Genomic DNA, 16,263 nt, shown 5'->3' with positions numbered 1-16,263 from the left:
GCCGCACCTGCGAAGAAGGATGGATGGTGCGCATCGCCCGGGCCGCCCCGCTTATGACTCTTTTGATGTGCCGTGCAGCCAGTGCCAAAGCAGCACCCCGCTGCCTGCCATGCCGCCCAGATGGGCAAAGTGCGCGACATCGACTTCGGTGCCGCTCATGCCCAGCGTCAGCTCCACGATCGCATAGAGCGTTGCAAACACCCACGCAGGCATCGGGATGGGCGGGATCAACGGAACGATCATGCGATTGGGAAACAGGACGGCATAAGCGAGAATCAATCCGAATACGCCCCCGGAAGCGCCAATGACGGGCCCCGCCGTCTGAATACTCAAGACCGTAAAGGCGATTTGTGCGAACGCGGCACTCAAGATGCTGGATACGTAGAGCAGCCAGGCCCGCGGTGTACCCACGGTGCGTTCCACGTCGCGGCCAAACATGTAGAGCCCGAACATGTTGAGCACCAGATGCGCGCCGTTTGCGTGCAGGAAGGCGTATGTCAGCGGTTGCCACGGCATGAATCCGCTCCGCAGGCCAGCCCCTGATATGCCGAGCGGCCAGAGCGCAAAGGTACGCAGCAGCTCGTCTCCCGCAAAGAGCTCTGCACAGAACACCGCCACGTTGGTGAGGATGAGCAGCTTGATCATGAAGGCACCTCTGATCTCTGCCCACGATACGGCCGCGCGCGTTGGCCGGGTTGATCTCGCGCAAGACGGTTCGACAGTGTGTCGTGATCCTGCAAAGCCACGCATTCCGTTTGATGTGTCGCAAGGCCCCGGTATGGCCAGATGGAACCATGGAGCTACGTGCACGCGAGAGGATGCCCCATGCCATTGGCCGCTTCTTATCAGTACCCCGCGAACCAGGCCATCGCTGCGATCTTCAACGAAATCGCTGATTTATTAGAGGTTGAGGAGGCCAACCCTTTTCGGGTACGTGCTTACCGCAATGCTGCCCGCATGGTCGAAGGCATGACGGAAGGCGTTGACGCCATGCTGGCACGCGGCGCCGACTTGACCGTCTTGCCGGGTGTTGGAGTCGACCTCGCGGCAAAGATGCGCGAGATCGTCGAAACGGGAACCTGCGCCATGCTCACACGTGTGCGTACGGAGGTGCCATCGTACGTGCTTCAACTGCTTCAATTGCCTGGGCTGGGCCCAAAGCGGGCCCGTGCTCTGCAGCACGAGCTGGGCATCACATCGTTGGATGAGTTGGCTCGGGCAGCAGTGGCGCACCGCATTCGCGAGCTGCATGGCTTCGGCCCCCGAAGCGAAGAGCGATTGGTCGAGGCACTCAACGCACGCCTGGCGCGCGATCGCCGTTATGGGTTGGCAATCGCCAAGCCGTGCGCCGACGCATTGACGCATTACCTGCTGGCAAGCGGCCTGGTCGACCAGCTCGTCGTTGCCGGCAGCTACCGGCGGGGGCGAGACACCGTGGGGGATCTGGATCTGCTCATCACGGGAAGAAAACGCGCCCAGATCGTTGAGCATTTCGTGCACTACAACGAGGTCGCTACCCGAATCTCAGCGGGGCCCACCCGCGCAAGCGTCGTCCTGAAAAACGGCATGCAGGTGGACTTGCGCGTGGTGCAGCCTGACGCTTTCGGCGCGGCGCTGGTGTATTTCACCGGCTCGAAGCCGCATAACATCGCGCTGCGCAAGCTTGCGCAGGCCCAGGGTCTGAAGGTCAACGAATATGGTGTTTTCCGAGGAAAGGCGCGCATCGCCGGCCAGACGGAAGCATCGGTCTACCGTGCAGTGGGCTTGCCTTGGATCTGTCCGGAGCTGCGTGAAGACCAAGGAGAGATCGCGGCTGCGCAGTCCGGCTCACTACCATCCCTCGTTGAGCAGGGCGACATCAAGGGGGATCTCCATACCCACACATCCGCCAGCGATGGCACCGCAAGCCTCGAAGCCATGGCGGCGCAGGCGCGCCTGCTGGGCTATCAATACCTGGCGGTGACCGACCATTCGCCACACATTGGCGTAACACATGGGCTCACGGCGGACCGCCTGGCAGCACAAGCCGATGCCATTGACCGTTTCAACGCTGAACACGAGGGTTGGCCCGTGCTGCTCAAGGGTGTTGAAGTCGACATCCTGGAGGATGGATCACTGGACCTGCCGGATTCGGTGCTGGGGCGCCTGGATCTTGTCGTGGGCGCAATTCATAGCCACTTCAGCCTGCCGGCCGACCAACAGACGTCGCGCATTCTTCGTGCGCTCGATCATCCGCACTTCACCATCCTCGCCCACCCGCTGGGCCGCCTGATCGGCGAGCGCAACGCCTGCAATGTTGACCTCAAGCGGGTTTTGACAGCCATCGCACAGCGCGGCTGCTACGTTGAGGCCAATGCCCAGCCCTCCCGCCTGGACCTGTTCGACAGTGGATGTCGCCTGGCCAAGGCGGAAGGTGTGCTCGTGAGCATTGCGTCCGACGCGCACAGCCCGGCCGATCTGATGAACCTGCCCCTGGGTGTCACGCAAGCCCGCCGTGCGTGGCTGGGGCAAGCAGACGTACTCAATGCGCACTCGCTCGATACCCTGCTGCCGTTGTTGAAGCGGACCATGTGACGAGCGCACGCGCACACCACCTCGGACAGTCTGTATCTGCACCGCAACATGTCGTACGCCGTGCCCATCGGGTTGATCCGAGTCAAGGTGCCGGAAATCGAGCGGTCAAGAATGAACACATGAATTTCCACATCAGTAACCAAACCAACCGGAGCCAAACCATGAGCGTGCCAGTCGATATTTCTTTCCAGGGTATTCCGCATTCCAAGGCCGTCGAAGAAGCGGTTATCAACCATGCGGACCGCTTGAAGCGTATTCGTGCCGACCTGATGCGCTGCCGCGTCAGCCTTGCCGTGGGCGCCAAGCACCAGCACCAGGGCAAGCCGTTCGACGTCCACGTCCACGTGTTCACACCGCACCAGACGCATGTTTCGAGCAATACGTCCGACGAGGATCCATACGTCGCGCTTCACGAGGCTTTCACGCACGTGGAGCGGATGCTCGTGGAAGCCAATGGCAATGACAAACACAGATCGCAGTCTTGACGCATCGTGGGTGTGCGCATGCGCTATTGCATGTGCATACCACCATTCACCGCCACGTTGGCACCGGTAATGTAGGCAGCGTCCTCGCCGCACAGAAAAGCCACCAATGCAGCCACTTCGTCCGGCCGGCCGAGGCGGCCCACCGGTATCTGCGGAAGAATCCGCTCTTGCATGATGTCGCTGGGAATATCGCGCGTCATTCGCGTGGCGAGATAACCGGGCGAGATGGTGTTGACGGTCACGCCCTTTGCGGCGCATTCCAGTGCCAGCGCCTTGGTGAACCCGTGTATGCCGGCTTTGGCCGCCGCGTAGTTCGTCTGCCCGAACGCGCCCCGCGATCCGTTAACCGACGAGATGTTGATGATGCGGCCCCAACCGCGCTCGATCATGCCTTCGTATAGCGGCTTGGTCATGTTGAAGACGGAGTCGAGATCGGTGGCCAGCACGTTCCGCCAGGCATCCAGCGTCATGCGCTTGAACGTCATGTCTTGGGTGATACCGGCGTTGTTCACCAGAATGTCGACCGGGCCCACGGTGGAGAGCACATCCGATGTGCATCGCTGGCAAGCGTCGTAGTCAGCCACATCCACGGCGAACGTCTGAAACAGACGCCCCTGGGCGTGCTGTTCCGCCATCCATGCGGTCACATGCGTATTGCCCAACGAATGCGTTACCACAACCCGATGCCCTTGCGCATAAAGACGGATGGCAATGGCTTCGCCCAACCCGCCCATACCGCCGGTGACGAGCGCAATGCGTTGTGTTGTCATGACGGCCTCATCGCGTCGTCGGACGTGCCCCAGTGCGAGGGCAATCGCGCTTGCACAGCAGCCACCGGTCTGTTTCCGGTTCGATACGCAACCGCACAACGGTATCGACCGGCTTCGTACTTGCCCGAACGCTGAGGGTCTGCATTACGCCCCGGTACGCAGCCGTTATCTGATAGTGCCCGCGGGGCAAGCGCATATACAACAGCGGCCCCTCCGTGCGCACGCGCAAACGGAGTTTGCCGTGATCATCGGCAACCGAAACATCCACATCCGACAATGCCTCGCCGGTTCTGGCCGACACCACGTTCAGCCGCACGTTGAAACGGCTTGCCATCGCGTGCATGGTGTCGCGCTCGTCGCTCCCCACGCCACCTGACACATAGGCGATCTCGTTCTGGACGCGGACCTCCGGCGCCGCCGCCGCATCCGGTCCGACCGCACCAGCGTGAGCGCTGGCGGCCAAAACAAACGCGGCGAGAATGCCGCGTGGCAAAAAACGACCTGCTTGGTTCATCTCATACCTCATTGCTCAGCGGCTGGGTGGCCGACCGTCTGTGCCAGCACCGGAACTTCGTCTTCATTGAGTGACAAGGCTTCTGCCAGAAGACGCTGATTGAGCCAGCCACGCACCACACAGCCGAGCCCGGCCGAGGCACAGTAAAGCGACACGTTTTGCGAGATCGCTCCCGCGGCGACGCCGGAAAAGGTTTCGCGCACCACTTCGGGCATCTGGTCTGCACGCGCATGGTTCACCACGTACACCAGATCCAGCGGCGCCTTGCCGACAAAATCCTGGTACCCGGTCAGGTTGCGCGCGTCCACGGCGTGCTTGAGCCGCAAACGGTGCGCCACAGGCTCGTATTCGTAGACGCCCTCTGGCAGCGCGACGTAGATGTCGATCTCGTTCAGGCCATGCGCTGAGGGTGCCGTGCGCCCGCCTGTTTCCGGCCGGTTGATGCCGTTCGCCGCCCATAGCAATTCGCTCAGTTGCTGCGGCGACAGCGGCGTGGGCGCGAACTCCCGCACGCTCTTCCGCTTGGCAAGCGCTGCAGTCAACGTGTTGCCGCCCTCCAATAGCGGCGGTGCCAGCGCAATGGTTGCCGGTGGCGCCGCGTGAGACGTTGGCTGCGGCAGTAGATGTTGCACAGGGTCATAAGACAGGAGCATCGCCTTGCTCATGGCGTCCACCTCACAAAACTGAAAATCCATCGGACATGTGTTGCCGCCTAGGCGGCGATGATCACCTTGAGTGCCTGCGTCTTCGCGGCGTTGCGGAAGGTGTCGTAGGCAGTGAGGATGTCGCCGAGCTTGAACCGGTGCGTAATCAGCTGCCCCGGCTGCAGCTTCCCAGCACGCACAGTTTTGAGAAGCATCGGAGTACTGACGGTATCCACCAGCCTCGTGGTAATGGCGATGTTCTGGCTCCACAAGGTTTCCAGATGCAGGTCTGCCTTGACACCGTGCACCCCAATGTTCGCAATCACCCCGCCCGGCGCAACCAGTTGCTGGCAGAGTTCGAACGTCGCGGGCACGCCCACCGCCTCGATCGCACAATCGACCCCCACGCCATCCGTCAGCCGCTTCACGGCGGCAACCGCGTCTTCACTGGAGACGTCGATGGAGGCCGTTGCGCCCAGCCGGCCGGCCACTTCCAGCCGCGCCGCGTTCGTGTCGATCATGATGATGTGCGCGGGCGAGTAGAACTGCGCCGTCAGCAACGCGGCCAACCCGATGGGTCCTGCACCGACAATGGCCACGTTGCTACCGGGCTGCACGCGGCCATTGAGCACGCCACATTCAAATCCAGTCGGAAAGATGTCCGACAGCATGACCAGCGCCTCTTCATCGACACCAGGCGGGAGTTTGTAAAGGCTGGTCTCGGCGTGCGGAATCCTGACGTATTCGGCCTGCACACCATCAATGCGGTTACCCAGGATCCAGCCGCCCGTCTCGCAGTGCGAGTACATGCCGCGCCGGCAATTCGCACATTTGCCGCAAGATGAAATGCACGAAATCAGCACGTGGTCACCCGGCTGCAGCGATGTCACGGCAGCGCCGACAGACTCCACCACGCCCACGCCCTCGTGGCCCAGCGTGCGCCCAGGCTCGCAAGTCGGCACGTCGCCCTTGATGATGTGCAGGTCGGTACCGCAAATGGTCGTCAACGTGACGCGCACTACCGCGTCGCCGGGCGCCTGCAATTCCGGTTTCGGCTTGTCGGCCAGGGTGATCTTGCCAGGCCCTTCGTAGACGAGTGCTTTCATGGGAACCCCCAAGAAGACGATGACTCCATGCTAGGCAACCGACCCGTGCGGACGTTGATCTACGTCAGGGCGCATGGCAGCAACCGCGCGATATTGACCTTCTCTATCCGGAGGCGAAGCCCGCGTATGGCCGAACAAGCCACCACCATTCCATGTTCGCAGCCACCAGAAGCGTTGGTGACTCGCATGCTCGAGGCAGCAGCGTATCCACACCCCGCTGTGGATCTGCAGATGATCGAAACCCATCTCTCGTGGGTCTTCCTGGCCGGAGAATTTGCGTACAAGGTGCGCAAGCCGATCAAGCTGGACTTCGTCGATTTTTCGACGCTACGCGCGCGGCAAACCGATTGCGATGAGGAATGGCGCCTCAACCGCCGCCTCGCCCCTGCGCTATACCTTGGCGTGGTGCCCATTTCGCACGACCCTGCGACGGACGCCATCCGCGTCAATGGGCAAGGCACGCCTTGTGAGTACGCGGTCTGCATGCGCCGGTTCGCTCAGCAGGACGTACTGAGCGCATTGGCTCGTGATGGGCGACTCCGCGCGGGGGAGATCGACTCACTGGCCGACCTGATCGCAGACTTCCACGCAACCGCGCCTGTCTGCGCCTCAGGCTCAGACGATGGAACACCCGCAAGCATTCGGCGCACGCTGGAGGATTGCGCAGCGGGGGTGATTGCCCTCAGCACGGAACCCCAGATTGCAGCGGCCACGGTGGCGCTGCTTCGTCAGCACGCAAGTCGCCTGGAAGCGACATTCGCGTCACGCCGGCGCAGCCGCCACATCCGCGAATGCCATGGCGACCTTCACCTGGGCAACATCGTGTTGATCAATGGCCAGCCGACGCCGTTCGACTGCCTGGAATTCTCTCCGTCGCTCCGATGGATCGACACCATGTACGACACGGCCTTTCTGTTCATGGACTTGCTCGCAGCGGGCCTACATGGGCTGGCGTATCGGCTGATCAACCGTTATCTCGAACGATGTGGCGACTATGCGGGGTTGGCAGTCTTGCCTTTCTACGCATCGATGCGCGCACTCGTGCGTGCTCGTGTGCTGCTGGAGCGCGCCCATCAGTTGGACGGAACCCCCGATCTGGCTGCCAGGCCACGCGCCGAGGCACGCCGCATGCTCGACCTGTCTCGGGAGTTGCTCTGCCGAAACGACGCCTGCATCCTTCTCATGCATGGCCTTTCGGGCAGTGGAAAATCCACCCGCGCCGCACAGCTTGCCGAAGCAGAAGGGATGATTCGCGTGCGCTCCGACGTCGAACGCCAGCGCTTCGGGCATCTAGCCGCCGTCGATCGCTACCTGCCGCGCGCAGTCGAACGTACCTATCGGCGTCTGGCCGCCGTCTGCAAGCTGGGTGCAGGGGCTGGTTTTCCGATGATTGCGGATGCCACGTTCCTGGCCGAGCGGCAGCGCCGACGTTTCTTCTCGCTGGCACGCCGATTGGGTGCGCCCCTGGCCATCGCGGACTGCGTTGCCGACGTCGACACGCTGCGCATGCGTATCCGCAATCGCATGCGCAGCGGGGCCGACGCATCGGAGGCGGACCTGCACGTGCTCGACGCCCAGATCGCCACACAGCAGCCGCTCAACGTGGAAGAGCGGGCGCATGTGATCCCTGGCGAGATATCCAACGTGGTGCCCTACATCAGAGGCACAGAGCGGTGATTCCGTTTCGGCAAGCTCAGGCAACCAAGTACCTTGAGATCAAGCACCGTAGGGATGATGCTTCGCGGGCGGCCGCCAATTTGCGCCATATCAACGCACACAACCGCAAAGTGCCTACGCTGCATATGGATACCTCATTTGGCGGCCCCCCTCACCTGCCCGCCACGACCCCACCGGAGATCACAATGCAACAACCTGCTGATATGGCATGCAACCTGGCATGCGCCGCCATGCGCGAGATGAGCCGCACCGCCAGCTTCATGCTCGAGGCGCAGATCGACCTGGCCCATTTCCGCCTCAAGCTGGCTGAGGCTGCGCTGGAAGACGTGCGTGAGCTGGAACATGAACTGAGCGGCACACATGACTGGACATCGCTGACCACTGCGCAAAGCATCTTCATGAAGATGCAATCAAGCCACGGCGCCAACGCTCTGAAGACGTGGGCCGAGTTCACGAACAAGCTGCAGGCCGCCTATTTTCGTCGGTTGACGGAATGGACCCAGCAGGTGCAGCAACCCGAAGGCCAAACCTCTTCTTCACAGTTGTTTGCCGCGTCCTCCGATTCGCTGAAGGCCTTCTTTGACAGCTTCAACCTCATGGCTCCGCCAGACTCCGAGGTGAAGAAGAACGGACTGGCACGCTCCACATCGGCAAGAGCTGAAAAGGCCGCCTGATCGACAAAGCCGAGGAGGCCATCATGCGAGTTCAGGACGTCTATTCACACAATGCAGTACACATTCCGCTTTCCTGCACGCTTCAGGAAGCGGCACAGCAGATGCGCCAGAAGCATGTCGGTGCGCTTGTCGTGACGGAGAACACCCCTTCGGGACCGCGTGCGATCGGCATTGTCACGGATCGCGACATCGTGCTTGATGCGGTTGCGGTTGGGGTGAGCCCCTCGCAGACCTGTGTGGCTGACGTGATGAGCCGGGGCATCTCCAACGTACCGCTCGAGGCAAGCCTGAGCGACGCGTTGCAGGAAATGCTCGCATGCGGCGTGCGGCGTGTCGGTGTGACGTCCGATGGTGCGCTGGTCGGCGTGCTGTCTTTGGACGATGTGCTCGGCGCGATGGCCACCGAATGGAGCCTCATCGCCCGGCTCGTTCATAACGAGCGTGAGCGCGAGACGACCGGTAGCGTCCAGCCGCCGCTGAGCGTGTAATCCGGCTGCCACTTCACTTCAGGAAGACCTCTCCCATGAATCCCGAGCCGCTTTCTCTCAGCATGGATATCGTGGCGGACGACGCAGTGCTGGAAGGCACGTTGGACTGCCCTGGCAATGCAACCGGCCTGGTGATCTTTGCGCATGGCAGCGGCAGCTCGCGGCTTAGTCCGCGCAACCAGTACGTTGCGGATCAGCTCCACGCCGCCGGCCTGGGCACGCTGCTGTTTGATCTGTTGAGCGCCGAAGAGGCGTCACACGCGTCGTGCCGGTTCGATATCGACCTTCTGGCACGGCGCCTGCAGACAGCCACACGCGCGGTCGGCAGCATCGCCCGCGAACGCAAATTGCGCCTCGGCTACTTCGGCGCCAGTACAGGCGCCGCAGCCGCGATCCTGGCGGCGGCCGAACAGGACGACGCCTGCCCGATCGAAGCGGTCGTCAGCCGTGGCGGCCGTCCGGATCTTGCCGGCCAACGTGCGCTGAGCAAACTCGCCTGCCCGACCCTGCTGATCGTTGGCGCGGCCGATTTGGACGTGCTCGATCTCAACCGGCAGGCCCTGAGCCAAATGCACTGTGAAAAAGCTCTGGAGACGGTACCCCACGCAACGCACCTTTTTGAAGAGGAAGGTACGCTCGAACAGGTGGCCGAGCTGGCGCGGGCGTGGTTTGCCCGCCACCTGAGTGCAACCTCCCAACCTCACCGACACGCGAGGTAGCCCCATGCGATTCAAAGATCGATTGGATGCAGCGCGCATGCTCGCGCAGGCACTCGAGAAGTACAGGGACATGCACCCGCTGGTGTTGGCCATCCCAAGGGGCGCGGTTCCAATGGGCGCACTCATCGCGCACGCACTCGGCGGTCAGCTTGATGTGGTGCTGGTTCGCAAGCTCGGCGCGCCGTTCAACCCTGAACTGGCTGTCGGCTCTATAGAAGAAGGCGGCTGGACTTACTTCGCACCCTATGCGAGCCGCATTGGCGCGGACACCACATACCTCGAACAGGAAAGCGCCGAACAGATGGACGTCATCCGTCGGCGACGTGCGCTCTATACCCCGAACCGCGGTCCGTATGACGTAGAAGGACGCGTCGTGATCGTGGTCGACGATGGGTTGGCAACCGGAGCTTCCATGAAGGCAGCACTCCACGCCATACGACAGCGCCATCCGCAACGCCTCATCTGCGCCGTTCCCGTGGCGGCACCGGATAGCCTGGACGAAATCCGACCGCTGGCCGATGAGGTCGTCTGCCTCTACGCGCCGCAGGGCTTCCGCGCGGTCGGCTTGTATTACGCCGATTTTCCTCAGGTGGAAGACGCCGAAGTGCGTGCTGCGTTGGGCGTGGCCCCGCAAACCGAGCGCCAGACTGGCTGACCCGCCTGGCTCAATCCAAGCCGTATCTGCGCACGTACCAGGCTTTCATCACGTAGGCGCACAAGCCGTAGGCAAGGATGATCGCTGCCAGGCAGGGCCAGTAGGCTGCCGGCAGCGGCGCAAAGCCGAACAGCGCCCCGACCGATGTCAACGGCATGGCGATACCCACGCAGGCAATGGCAATGCTGGTCAGCACCAGCGCGGTGCTCGCCCGGCTTTGCACGAACGGCACCTTGGCCGTGCGGATGATATGGATGATGAGCGTCTGCGTGAGCAGCGATTCAACAAACCACCCGGACTGGAACAGCGCCGGATCCGCCCACGCGTGAAAGACGCCTAGCAGCAGCGCATAGGTCGCGAAATCAAACAGCGAGCTGACAGGCCCCATGTACAGCATGAACTTCAAGATGCTGCCGATCTCCCACCGTCGTGGTTTGACGAGGTAGTCCTCATCCACGTTGTCGGTCGGGATGGCGGTTTGCGAAAAGTCGTAGAGCAGGTTGTTGAGCAGCACCTGCACCGGTGCCATTGGCAGGAAGGGCAGAAACAGGCTGGCGCCCAGCACGCTAAACATGTTTCCGAAGTTCGAGCTGGCGCCCATCTTGATGTACTTGACGATGTTGCCGAACACCTTGCGCCCTTCCGTCACGCCCTCCCCAAGCACGGCCAAGCTTTTCTCCAGCAGGATGATGTCGGCGGACTCCTTGGCAATATCGACCGCGCTATCCACAGAGATGCCGACATCCGCGGCCTTGAGCGCCGGCCCATCGTTAATGCCGTCGCCCATGAAGCCCACAACGTGGCCCCTGCGGTGCAGTGCCTCGACAATGGCTGCCTTTTGCGCCGGCGACACCTTGGCGAACACCGACGCGCGCTCGGCTACCTCGGCCATCTGGTCAGGTGACATGGCGGCCAGCTCGGCGCCAAGCACCACCGGTTCCACGGCCAGCCCGACCTCGCGACAGATCTTGCGCGCAACAATGCCGTTGTCCCCGGTCAGGATCTTGACCGCCACGCCGCGGGCCTTCAATGCGGCAATGGCAGGCGCGGCCGTATCACGCGGTGGGTCGAGAAAGGCGATGTACCCCAGCAACGTCAACCCTGACTCGTCTGCCACGGCGTACTGGCTTTGCTCGGGCGGCATCTCCTTGTACGCAACCGCCACGACACGGAAGCCGTCGGCGTTGAGGTTCTCCGCCAGTTGCTGCGTATCTTGGAGGTGGCTTGCCTCCAGCGGGCCAGCCTCGTCACCGCTTACGTAGCGCGCACTGACGGCCAGCACTTCTTCCACTGCCCCCTTGCAGATCAGCACGTGCGTGCCGTCGTCTTGCGCCAGCACCACCGACATGCGCCGGCGCTCGAAGTCAAACGGCAGCTCATCGATTTTCTGGAAACGCGCATGCACATCCAGGCGCTGCTCCAGCTCCACGTGCTTGAGCACGGCCACGTCCAGCAGGTTCTTCAGGCCCGACTGATAGAAGCTGTTAAGAAACGCGTACTCCAGCACCTGGTCAGATTCTTCGCCGCGCAAATCCAGGTGATGCTTGAGGATGATGCGATCTTGAGTAAGCGTGCCGGTCTTGTCGGTACACAGCACATCCATGGCACCGAAATTCTGGATGGCGTTGAGCCGTTTGACGATGACCTTCTTGCGCGACATGGCAATGGCGCCCTTGGCCAGATTGACCGTGACGATCATCGGCAGCATCTCGGGCGTCAGGCCCACGGCCACGGCCACCGCAAACAACAGCGCCTCGAACCAGTTGCCCTTGGTCAGTCCATTGATGAGAAAAACCGTGGGCGCCATCACCAGAATCAGCGTCAGCATCAGCCAGGTGAATCGGGTAATGCCGCGATCAAAGCTGGTCTGCACGCGTTGCGCGGCAATCAGGTTGGCCACATGGCCAAAGGCGGTCCGGTGGCCGGTGGTCAGCACAACGGCAGTTGCGTAGCCGCTCACCACGGCGCTGCCCATGAAGCACAGGTTGGGCCGGTCGAAATCTGCCGCGGGATGGCTGTCGGAAGGCTCCGCGTGCTTTTCCTGTGGCATGGCTTCGCCAGTCAGGGCCGACTGGTTGACGAACACATCCTTCGCGCTGAGCAGCCGCAAGTCTGCCGGCACCATGTCACCGGCGGAAAGCTGGACGATATCGCCCGGCACCAGCTGCTCGATCGGGATTTCCTGGCTTGCTTCGGCGCCATCGGAACCGATGCGCCGTACCGTTGCCGTGGTATGCACCATGCGCCGCAGTGCCTCCGCCGCGCGGTTCGAGCGATGCTCCTGCAGAAAGCCCAGCACAACGCTCAGCACCACCATGAAGGCAATCAGCACGGCCGCCCGTACATCGCCCAACACCGCCGAGACGCCCGCCAGCGAGATCAGCAGCAGATTCAGCGGATTGACCGAGCGGCGCGCCAACTCAATCAGCACAGCTTCGTGATGGCCGTTGGCCACGCGGTTGAACCCGTATTCGCGCAGGCGCTGTGCAGCGGCTTCCTGCGTCAGGCCGTGCGTCTGGGTCTGAAGCCGCTCCAGCACGTCCTGTGAGGCAAGCGCCGACCACATTGAGAGATCGTCGGCGGGCGAATGCGGAAACGGCGCGGACGTGATGTGCATAGGAAATTGCGAGCAAACCGCATGGATGTGCAAACCATTAGAGCGCAGGACGCGCGTGGGGCCTTGACGCAACTCAACGGCCATCGTTGCCTGGGCGGCTGTCGTGCGTGCCCGCCACTGGCGCTTCAATGCCGGTGCCACGCCAGCCGCCGCCCAGCGCAAGGAACAGCGCCACGGTGTCTTGCAGCCGCTGCGCACGCACCTGCAGCGTGCCGAGCACGGCTTGCTGATACTGCAGGTCGGCACTGAGCACCTGCAGATAGCCGCTAACACCGGCACGGTAGTCAGCGTTGATCTCTTCCAGGGCGGCACTTGCCGCCGCCTGCGCGCGCAACTGTGCGTCAAGCTGCGCTGCATCGTGTTCCAGTGCACGCAGCACATCGGCCACTTGTTCGAACGAAGAGAGCACCACCTGCCGATAACCAGCATCGGCTGCCTGCAATGCCTGCCGGGATGCGGAGCGGCGGAAATACAGGGTGCCGCCTTCAAACAGCGGGGCCACAAGGTTTGCCCCCACGCTCCAGGCGCCGGCCTTTGCACCAAACAGATCGGCGCTACGGCCGCTCATCCGGGCGTAGTCTGCGCTCAGGGTCAAACTGGGCAGCATCGCCGCCGTTGCAACACCCACCTCAGCGCTGGCTTGGTGCAGGCGCGCCTGTGCGGCCAGAACGTCGGGCCGCTGGCGCACCAGTTCAGAAGGCACCAGCCTGGGCAGGTCCGCCGGCAGTTGCAGCCCGTTGAGCGCGACGTCTACGGCGTCTGCCTCGGAAGGAAATCGGCCGGCCAACACCGCTTGCAGATGCGCAGCCTGGTCACGCTTCTGCTCCAGCGGCGGCAGCGATGCCTCCAACGACGCCAACTGCGCAGCAAGGCTCAACTCGCTGGCATGCGCCATGACGCCGGCTTCGACCTGCGCGTGTGCAATCTCCACCTGCTCGCGCACCACGGCAATCAGGTTGCGCGTGGTGTCGATCTGCGCCTGATAGGCGGCATGCGCGATCACCGCGTTCACCAGATTGCCGGTCAGCGCGAGGTATGCGGCGGCCACCGCGTACCTTTGCCCTTCCGCTTGCGCCGCCAGTGATTCCACCGCACGCCGATTGCCACCAAAGATATCGACCGCGTAACTGATAGATGCTCCCAGCGTCCACAGCGTAAAAAGGCTTGGCGCCCCGGTCTGCCCGAGCCTGGCGGGCAACGCTGCCTGACGTGACACATCGGCTGATCCAGCCACCTGGGGGTAGAACACTCCTGCGCCAGCTCGCAACAGGTCTTGCGCGGCGCGCAGGTTGGCTTCTGCCTGCTGCAGGCTCGGGTTAGCCGTAACGGCCGCTTCCATGGCCTGATCAAGCGCGGGACTGCCGAGGGCACGCCACCAGTCTGCCGGCACTGTTGCGGCCGTAAAGCGTTGCGCAACGCCGTCTGCGGAGGCCGCCTGCGCAGGATCACCGTCACGAAGATAGCGATCGACGCCCGGTGCCGGAGGTATGTGGAAATCCGGCCCGACGGCGCAGCCCCAGACCACCGCCGCTGCAGCAATTGCCCCCGCCGCCGCTTTCACGAGGCCCCCTGCAGATAGACGTCGACCAGTTGGCCGGGATAAACGGCCAGCTTGTCAGGCTGCTTGAAGCGGAAAAGCAATGGCAGCACGCGCACATCCACGCGTTCGGAGCGCTGGTCGGACAACTGCACCTTGGGCGACACATACGGCTGCACGCGCACGAATTCCAGCGGCACGCTGATATCGGTGCCGCGCACAAACATGCGTGCCTGCACCTGGCCGGGCGGAAGGCGGTGCACCAGGATCTCGTCCACATACACACGGACAGCCAGCTTGTTCTGGCCGGTACTCATCGTGACGAGTGGCACGTTGGCACGTGTGTAGGCGTCATAGGTGCCCTGCGGCGATACATAGCTGCCCATCGCAGTGTTCACCGACATGACAACACCATCCACCGGTGCCCGCACGGCATATTTTTCGAGCAACGCCGCCGCTGCTGCCGCGCCCTTCTGCAAGGCATCGCGCTGTTTCTGCAGCGTGCGGATGTCGTAGCTCCAGGCGCCGGCGCGCGTCAGGTCGTACTGACGCTGGGCAACTGCAAGATTGCCGTGCGCCACCCGTACCGCGTTGGCAGCGTTGTCCATTGCATCTCGGCTGACTGCCTTGGGATTAAGCCGGGCGGCCGCCTCAAGCTTGTCCAACTGATCCTGCACGGTGCGCAAGCCGGCATCTGCGGCGCTCACCTGTGCACGCGTGACCTCCAGCGCCTCCTTGCGCGGCTGTGCCAGCAGCGCGTTCAACTGGGCATCGACGGCATCCGCTTGCGACTGCTGCTGTGCCGTCAGGGCGCGTTGCACGGAATCCTCGATCTGGATCAGCACATCGCCGCGCTTGACCACCTGCCCTTCCTGCACGGCGATACGCGCGACGGTGCCCGACACCTCTGCATACAGGTTCAGGTTTGCGCCGCTGGGCTGATCGCTTTCGACAATGCCGTTGGCGTAGATGCCCGTCGCGTACGGATTGGCCGCCGGTTGGAAGACAGGCGGCAGCGGCGGCCTCTGCCGTGCGTAGTAGATGGCCGCCCCCACCCCAGCCAGCGCGCCGATCACAGAGAGCACAAACAACCATCGGATCTTCATCGCATCTCTCCGTGTTCAATGCGGCTCAGCTTGCCGTCTTCCATATCGAGGATGCGGCTTGCCATGTCGAGGATGCGCGCGTCGTGCGTCACGATCACGATGCAGCGGTGCGCGTTCAGGATCTCCGTCTTCACGAATTGCATGATGGAGCGGCCGGTGTCGCCATCCAGCGATGCGGTGGGTTCATCCAGGATCAGGATGTCGGGCTGCGTGACGATGGCACGTGCAATGGCCACGCGCTGCTGTTCACCGCCGCTGAGCTTGACCGGAGGCAACTGCGCACGGTTCTTCAACCCGACCACATCGAGGTAGTGCATGGCTTGCTCGAGCGCTGTGTCCCACGGCACATGTCGCAGGATCAGCGGAATGGCGACGTTCTCGACCGTGGTGAGCCGCGGGAACAGGTGGTAGTCCTGAAACACGAAGCCGATCCTGCTCAGACGGAATTCGGCCAGCGCGTCGGCACCCAGGCTCCAGATATCGACGCCGTCCACCACGGCCCGCCCGCCATCTGGGCGCAGGATGCCCGAGATCAAGCTCAGCAGCGTCGTCTTGCCGCTGCCCGAAGGCCCGACGATGAACAGCATCTCGTTGAATTGGGCCTCGAAACTGACCTGCTTGAGCGCGCAGGTACGCGCCTCGCCTTCGCCAAACCATTTATCGAGGGCCTGAGCGGCAATGGCAACGTTGGCCACGA

Annotated in this window: 16 protein-coding genes; 7 read left to right on the top strand and 9 right to left on the bottom strand. The window is 62.8% G+C overall.

Annotated features, from left to right (window positions below; translation table 11 throughout):
* Nucleotides 1-51: 51 nt before the first annotated feature.
* Entirely contained in the window at nucleotides 52-645 is a 594-nt protein-coding gene (locus NKG59_RS00695; protein ID WP_253534351.1) for a rhomboid family intramembrane serine protease, read from the bottom strand.
* 180 nt (nucleotides 646-825) lie between these two features.
* On the opposite strand from NKG59_RS00695, the gene polX reads away from it, so the two are divergent.
* Complete coding sequence (gene polX, locus NKG59_RS00690) at nucleotides 826-2,574, top strand: DNA polymerase/3'-5' exonuclease PolX (protein ID WP_253534343.1); 1,749 nt, start codon at nucleotides 826-828, stop codon at nucleotides 2,572-2,574.
* 119 nt (nucleotides 2,575-2,693) lie between these two features.
* The gene (locus tag NKG59_RS00685; protein ID WP_392397981.1) at nucleotides 2,694-3,059 is read left to right on the top strand and encodes an HPF/RaiA family ribosome-associated protein; all 366 of its coding nucleotides are present in this window, start codon (nucleotides 2,694-2,696) and stop codon (nucleotides 3,057-3,059) included.
* Nucleotides 3,060-3,082: 23 nt separating this feature from the next.
* On the opposite strand, the gene phbB is transcribed toward NKG59_RS00685, so the two are convergent.
* Genes phbB through NKG59_RS00665 form a run of 4 tightly spaced genes read right to left on the bottom strand, consistent with a single transcriptional unit; the run spans nucleotide 3,083 to nucleotide 6,093 of the window.
* On the bottom strand, nucleotides 3,083-3,829 hold the full coding sequence (gene phbB, locus NKG59_RS00680) for an acetoacetyl-CoA reductase (RefSeq protein WP_253534341.1): 747 nt from the start codon (nucleotides 3,827-3,829) through the stop codon (nucleotides 3,083-3,085).
* A 7-nt stretch (nucleotides 3,830-3,836) separates the two neighbouring features.
* Nucleotides 3,837-4,355, bottom strand: coding sequence for a hypothetical protein (locus tag NKG59_RS00675; protein WP_253534338.1), 519 nt, complete (start codon nucleotides 4,353-4,355; stop codon nucleotides 3,837-3,839).
* Nucleotides 4,352-5,008, bottom strand: coding sequence for a nitroreductase family protein (locus NKG59_RS00670; RefSeq protein ID WP_253534336.1), 657 nt, complete (start codon nucleotides 5,006-5,008; stop codon nucleotides 4,352-4,354). The genes NKG59_RS00675 and NKG59_RS00670 overlap by 4 nt, the downstream gene beginning before the upstream one ends.
* Before the next feature lie 47 nt (nucleotides 5,009-5,055).
* Nucleotides 5,056-6,093, bottom strand: coding sequence for a zinc-dependent alcohol dehydrogenase family protein (locus tag NKG59_RS00665; RefSeq protein ID WP_253534334.1), 1,038 nt, complete (start codon nucleotides 6,091-6,093; stop codon nucleotides 5,056-5,058).
* Between the two features lie 186 nt (nucleotides 6,094-6,279).
* On the opposite strand from NKG59_RS00665, the gene NKG59_RS00660 reads away from it, so the two are divergent.
* Genes NKG59_RS00660 through NKG59_RS00640 form a run of 5 tightly spaced genes read left to right on the top strand, consistent with a single transcriptional unit; the run spans nucleotide 6,280 to nucleotide 10,306 of the window.
* Nucleotides 6,280-7,770, top strand: a complete 1,491-nt coding sequence (locus tag NKG59_RS00660) for a bifunctional aminoglycoside phosphotransferase/ATP-binding protein (RefSeq protein WP_253534332.1) — start codon at nucleotides 6,280-6,282, stop codon at nucleotides 7,768-7,770.
* On the top strand, nucleotides 7,767-8,444 hold the full coding sequence (locus tag NKG59_RS00655; protein ID WP_253534330.1) for a hypothetical protein: 678 nt from the start codon (nucleotides 7,767-7,769) through the stop codon (nucleotides 8,442-8,444). The genes NKG59_RS00660 and NKG59_RS00655 overlap by 4 nt, the downstream gene beginning before the upstream one ends.
* 23 nt (nucleotides 8,445-8,467) lie before the next feature.
* Nucleotides 8,468-8,932 (top strand): CBS domain-containing protein, encoded by a 465-nt coding sequence (locus NKG59_RS00650; protein ID WP_253534328.1) that lies wholly within the window; start codon nucleotides 8,468-8,470, stop codon nucleotides 8,930-8,932.
* A 35-nt stretch (nucleotides 8,933-8,967) separates the two neighbouring features.
* Nucleotides 8,968-9,651, top strand: coding sequence for a dienelactone hydrolase family protein (locus tag NKG59_RS00645; protein WP_253534317.1), 684 nt, complete (start codon nucleotides 8,968-8,970; stop codon nucleotides 9,649-9,651).
* A gap of 4 nt (nucleotides 9,652-9,655) precedes the next feature.
* Nucleotides 9,656-10,306 carry a phosphoribosyltransferase gene (locus NKG59_RS00640; protein ID WP_045203933.1) on the top strand — a complete coding sequence of 217 codons (651 nt, stop codon included), beginning with the start codon at nucleotides 9,656-9,658 and terminating at the stop codon, nucleotides 10,304-10,306.
* Nucleotides 10,307-10,316: 10 nt separating this feature from the next.
* Here NKG59_RS00640 and mgtA read toward each other — a convergent pair whose 3' ends face one another.
* From mgtA to NKG59_RS00620, 4 genes are all read right to left on the bottom strand, one after another.
* Entirely contained in the window at nucleotides 10,317-12,923 is a 2,607-nt protein-coding gene (gene mgtA / locus NKG59_RS00635; protein ID WP_253534315.1) for a magnesium-translocating P-type ATPase, read from the bottom strand.
* Between the two features lie 73 nt (nucleotides 12,924-12,996).
* A complete protein-coding gene (locus NKG59_RS00630) occupies nucleotides 12,997-14,484 on the bottom strand; it encodes an efflux transporter outer membrane subunit (RefSeq protein ID WP_253534313.1) in 1,488 nt (495 codons plus the stop codon).
* Nucleotides 14,481-15,566, bottom strand: a complete 1,086-nt coding sequence (locus NKG59_RS00625) for an HlyD family secretion protein (RefSeq protein WP_253534311.1) — start codon at nucleotides 15,564-15,566, stop codon at nucleotides 14,481-14,483. The genes NKG59_RS00630 and NKG59_RS00625 overlap by 4 nt, the downstream gene beginning before the upstream one ends.
* On the bottom strand, nucleotides 15,563-16,261 hold the full coding sequence (locus NKG59_RS00620) for an ABC transporter ATP-binding protein (RefSeq protein WP_420804006.1): 699 nt from the start codon (nucleotides 16,259-16,261) through the stop codon (nucleotides 15,563-15,565). The genes NKG59_RS00625 and NKG59_RS00620 overlap by 4 nt, the downstream gene beginning before the upstream one ends.
* Between the last annotated feature and the right edge of the window lie 2 nt (nucleotides 16,262-16,263).

It is taken from the genome of Ralstonia chuxiongensis, from assembly GCF_024158925.1.
GTDB classification, from domain to species: Bacteria; Pseudomonadota; Gammaproteobacteria; order Burkholderiales; family Burkholderiaceae; genus Ralstonia; species Ralstonia chuxiongensis.
The sequence above is the reverse complement of the archived record's forward strand: the minus strand, read 5'-3'. Positions and strand labels throughout refer to the sequence as shown.

Bases quoted from the DNA above. Each gene is read 5' to 3' on its own strand.
- NKG59_RS00695 (WP_253534351.1), bottom strand. From the start codon at position 645: ATGATCAAGCTGCTCATCCTCACCAACGTGGCGGTGTTCTGTGCAGAG.
- polX (WP_253534343.1), top strand. From the start codon at position 826: ATGCCATTGGCCGCTTCTTATCAGTACCCCGCGAACCAGGCCATCGCT.
- NKG59_RS00685 (WP_392397981.1), top strand. From the start codon at position 2,694: ATGAATTTCCACATCAGTAACCAAACCAACCGGAGCCAAACCATGAGC.
- phbB (WP_253534341.1), bottom strand. From the start codon at position 3,829: ATGACAACACAACGCATTGCGCTCGTCACCGGCGGTATGGGCGGGTTG.
- NKG59_RS00675 (WP_253534338.1), bottom strand. From the start codon at position 4,355: ATGAGGTATGAGATGAACCAAGCAGGTCGTTTTTTGCCACGCGGCATT.
- NKG59_RS00670 (WP_253534336.1), bottom strand. From the start codon at position 5,008: ATGAGCAAGGCGATGCTCCTGTCTTATGACCCTGTGCAACATCTACTG.
- NKG59_RS00665 (WP_253534334.1), bottom strand. From the start codon at position 6,093: ATGAAAGCACTCGTCTACGAAGGGCCTGGCAAGATCACCCTGGCCGAC.
- NKG59_RS00660 (WP_253534332.1), top strand. From the start codon at position 6,280: ATGCTCGAGGCAGCAGCGTATCCACACCCCGCTGTGGATCTGCAGATG.
- NKG59_RS00650 (WP_253534328.1), top strand. From the start codon at position 8,468: ATGCGAGTTCAGGACGTCTATTCACACAATGCAGTACACATTCCGCTT.
- NKG59_RS00645 (WP_253534317.1), top strand. From the start codon at position 8,968: ATGAATCCCGAGCCGCTTTCTCTCAGCATGGATATCGTGGCGGACGAC.
- NKG59_RS00640 (WP_045203933.1), top strand. From the start codon at position 9,656: ATGCGATTCAAAGATCGATTGGATGCAGCGCGCATGCTCGCGCAGGCA.
- mgtA (WP_253534315.1), bottom strand. From the start codon at position 12,923: ATGCACATCACGTCCGCGCCGTTTCCGCATTCGCCCGCCGACGATCTC.
- NKG59_RS00625 (WP_253534311.1), bottom strand. From the start codon at position 15,566: ATGAAGATCCGATGGTTGTTTGTGCTCTCTGTGATCGGCGCGCTGGCT.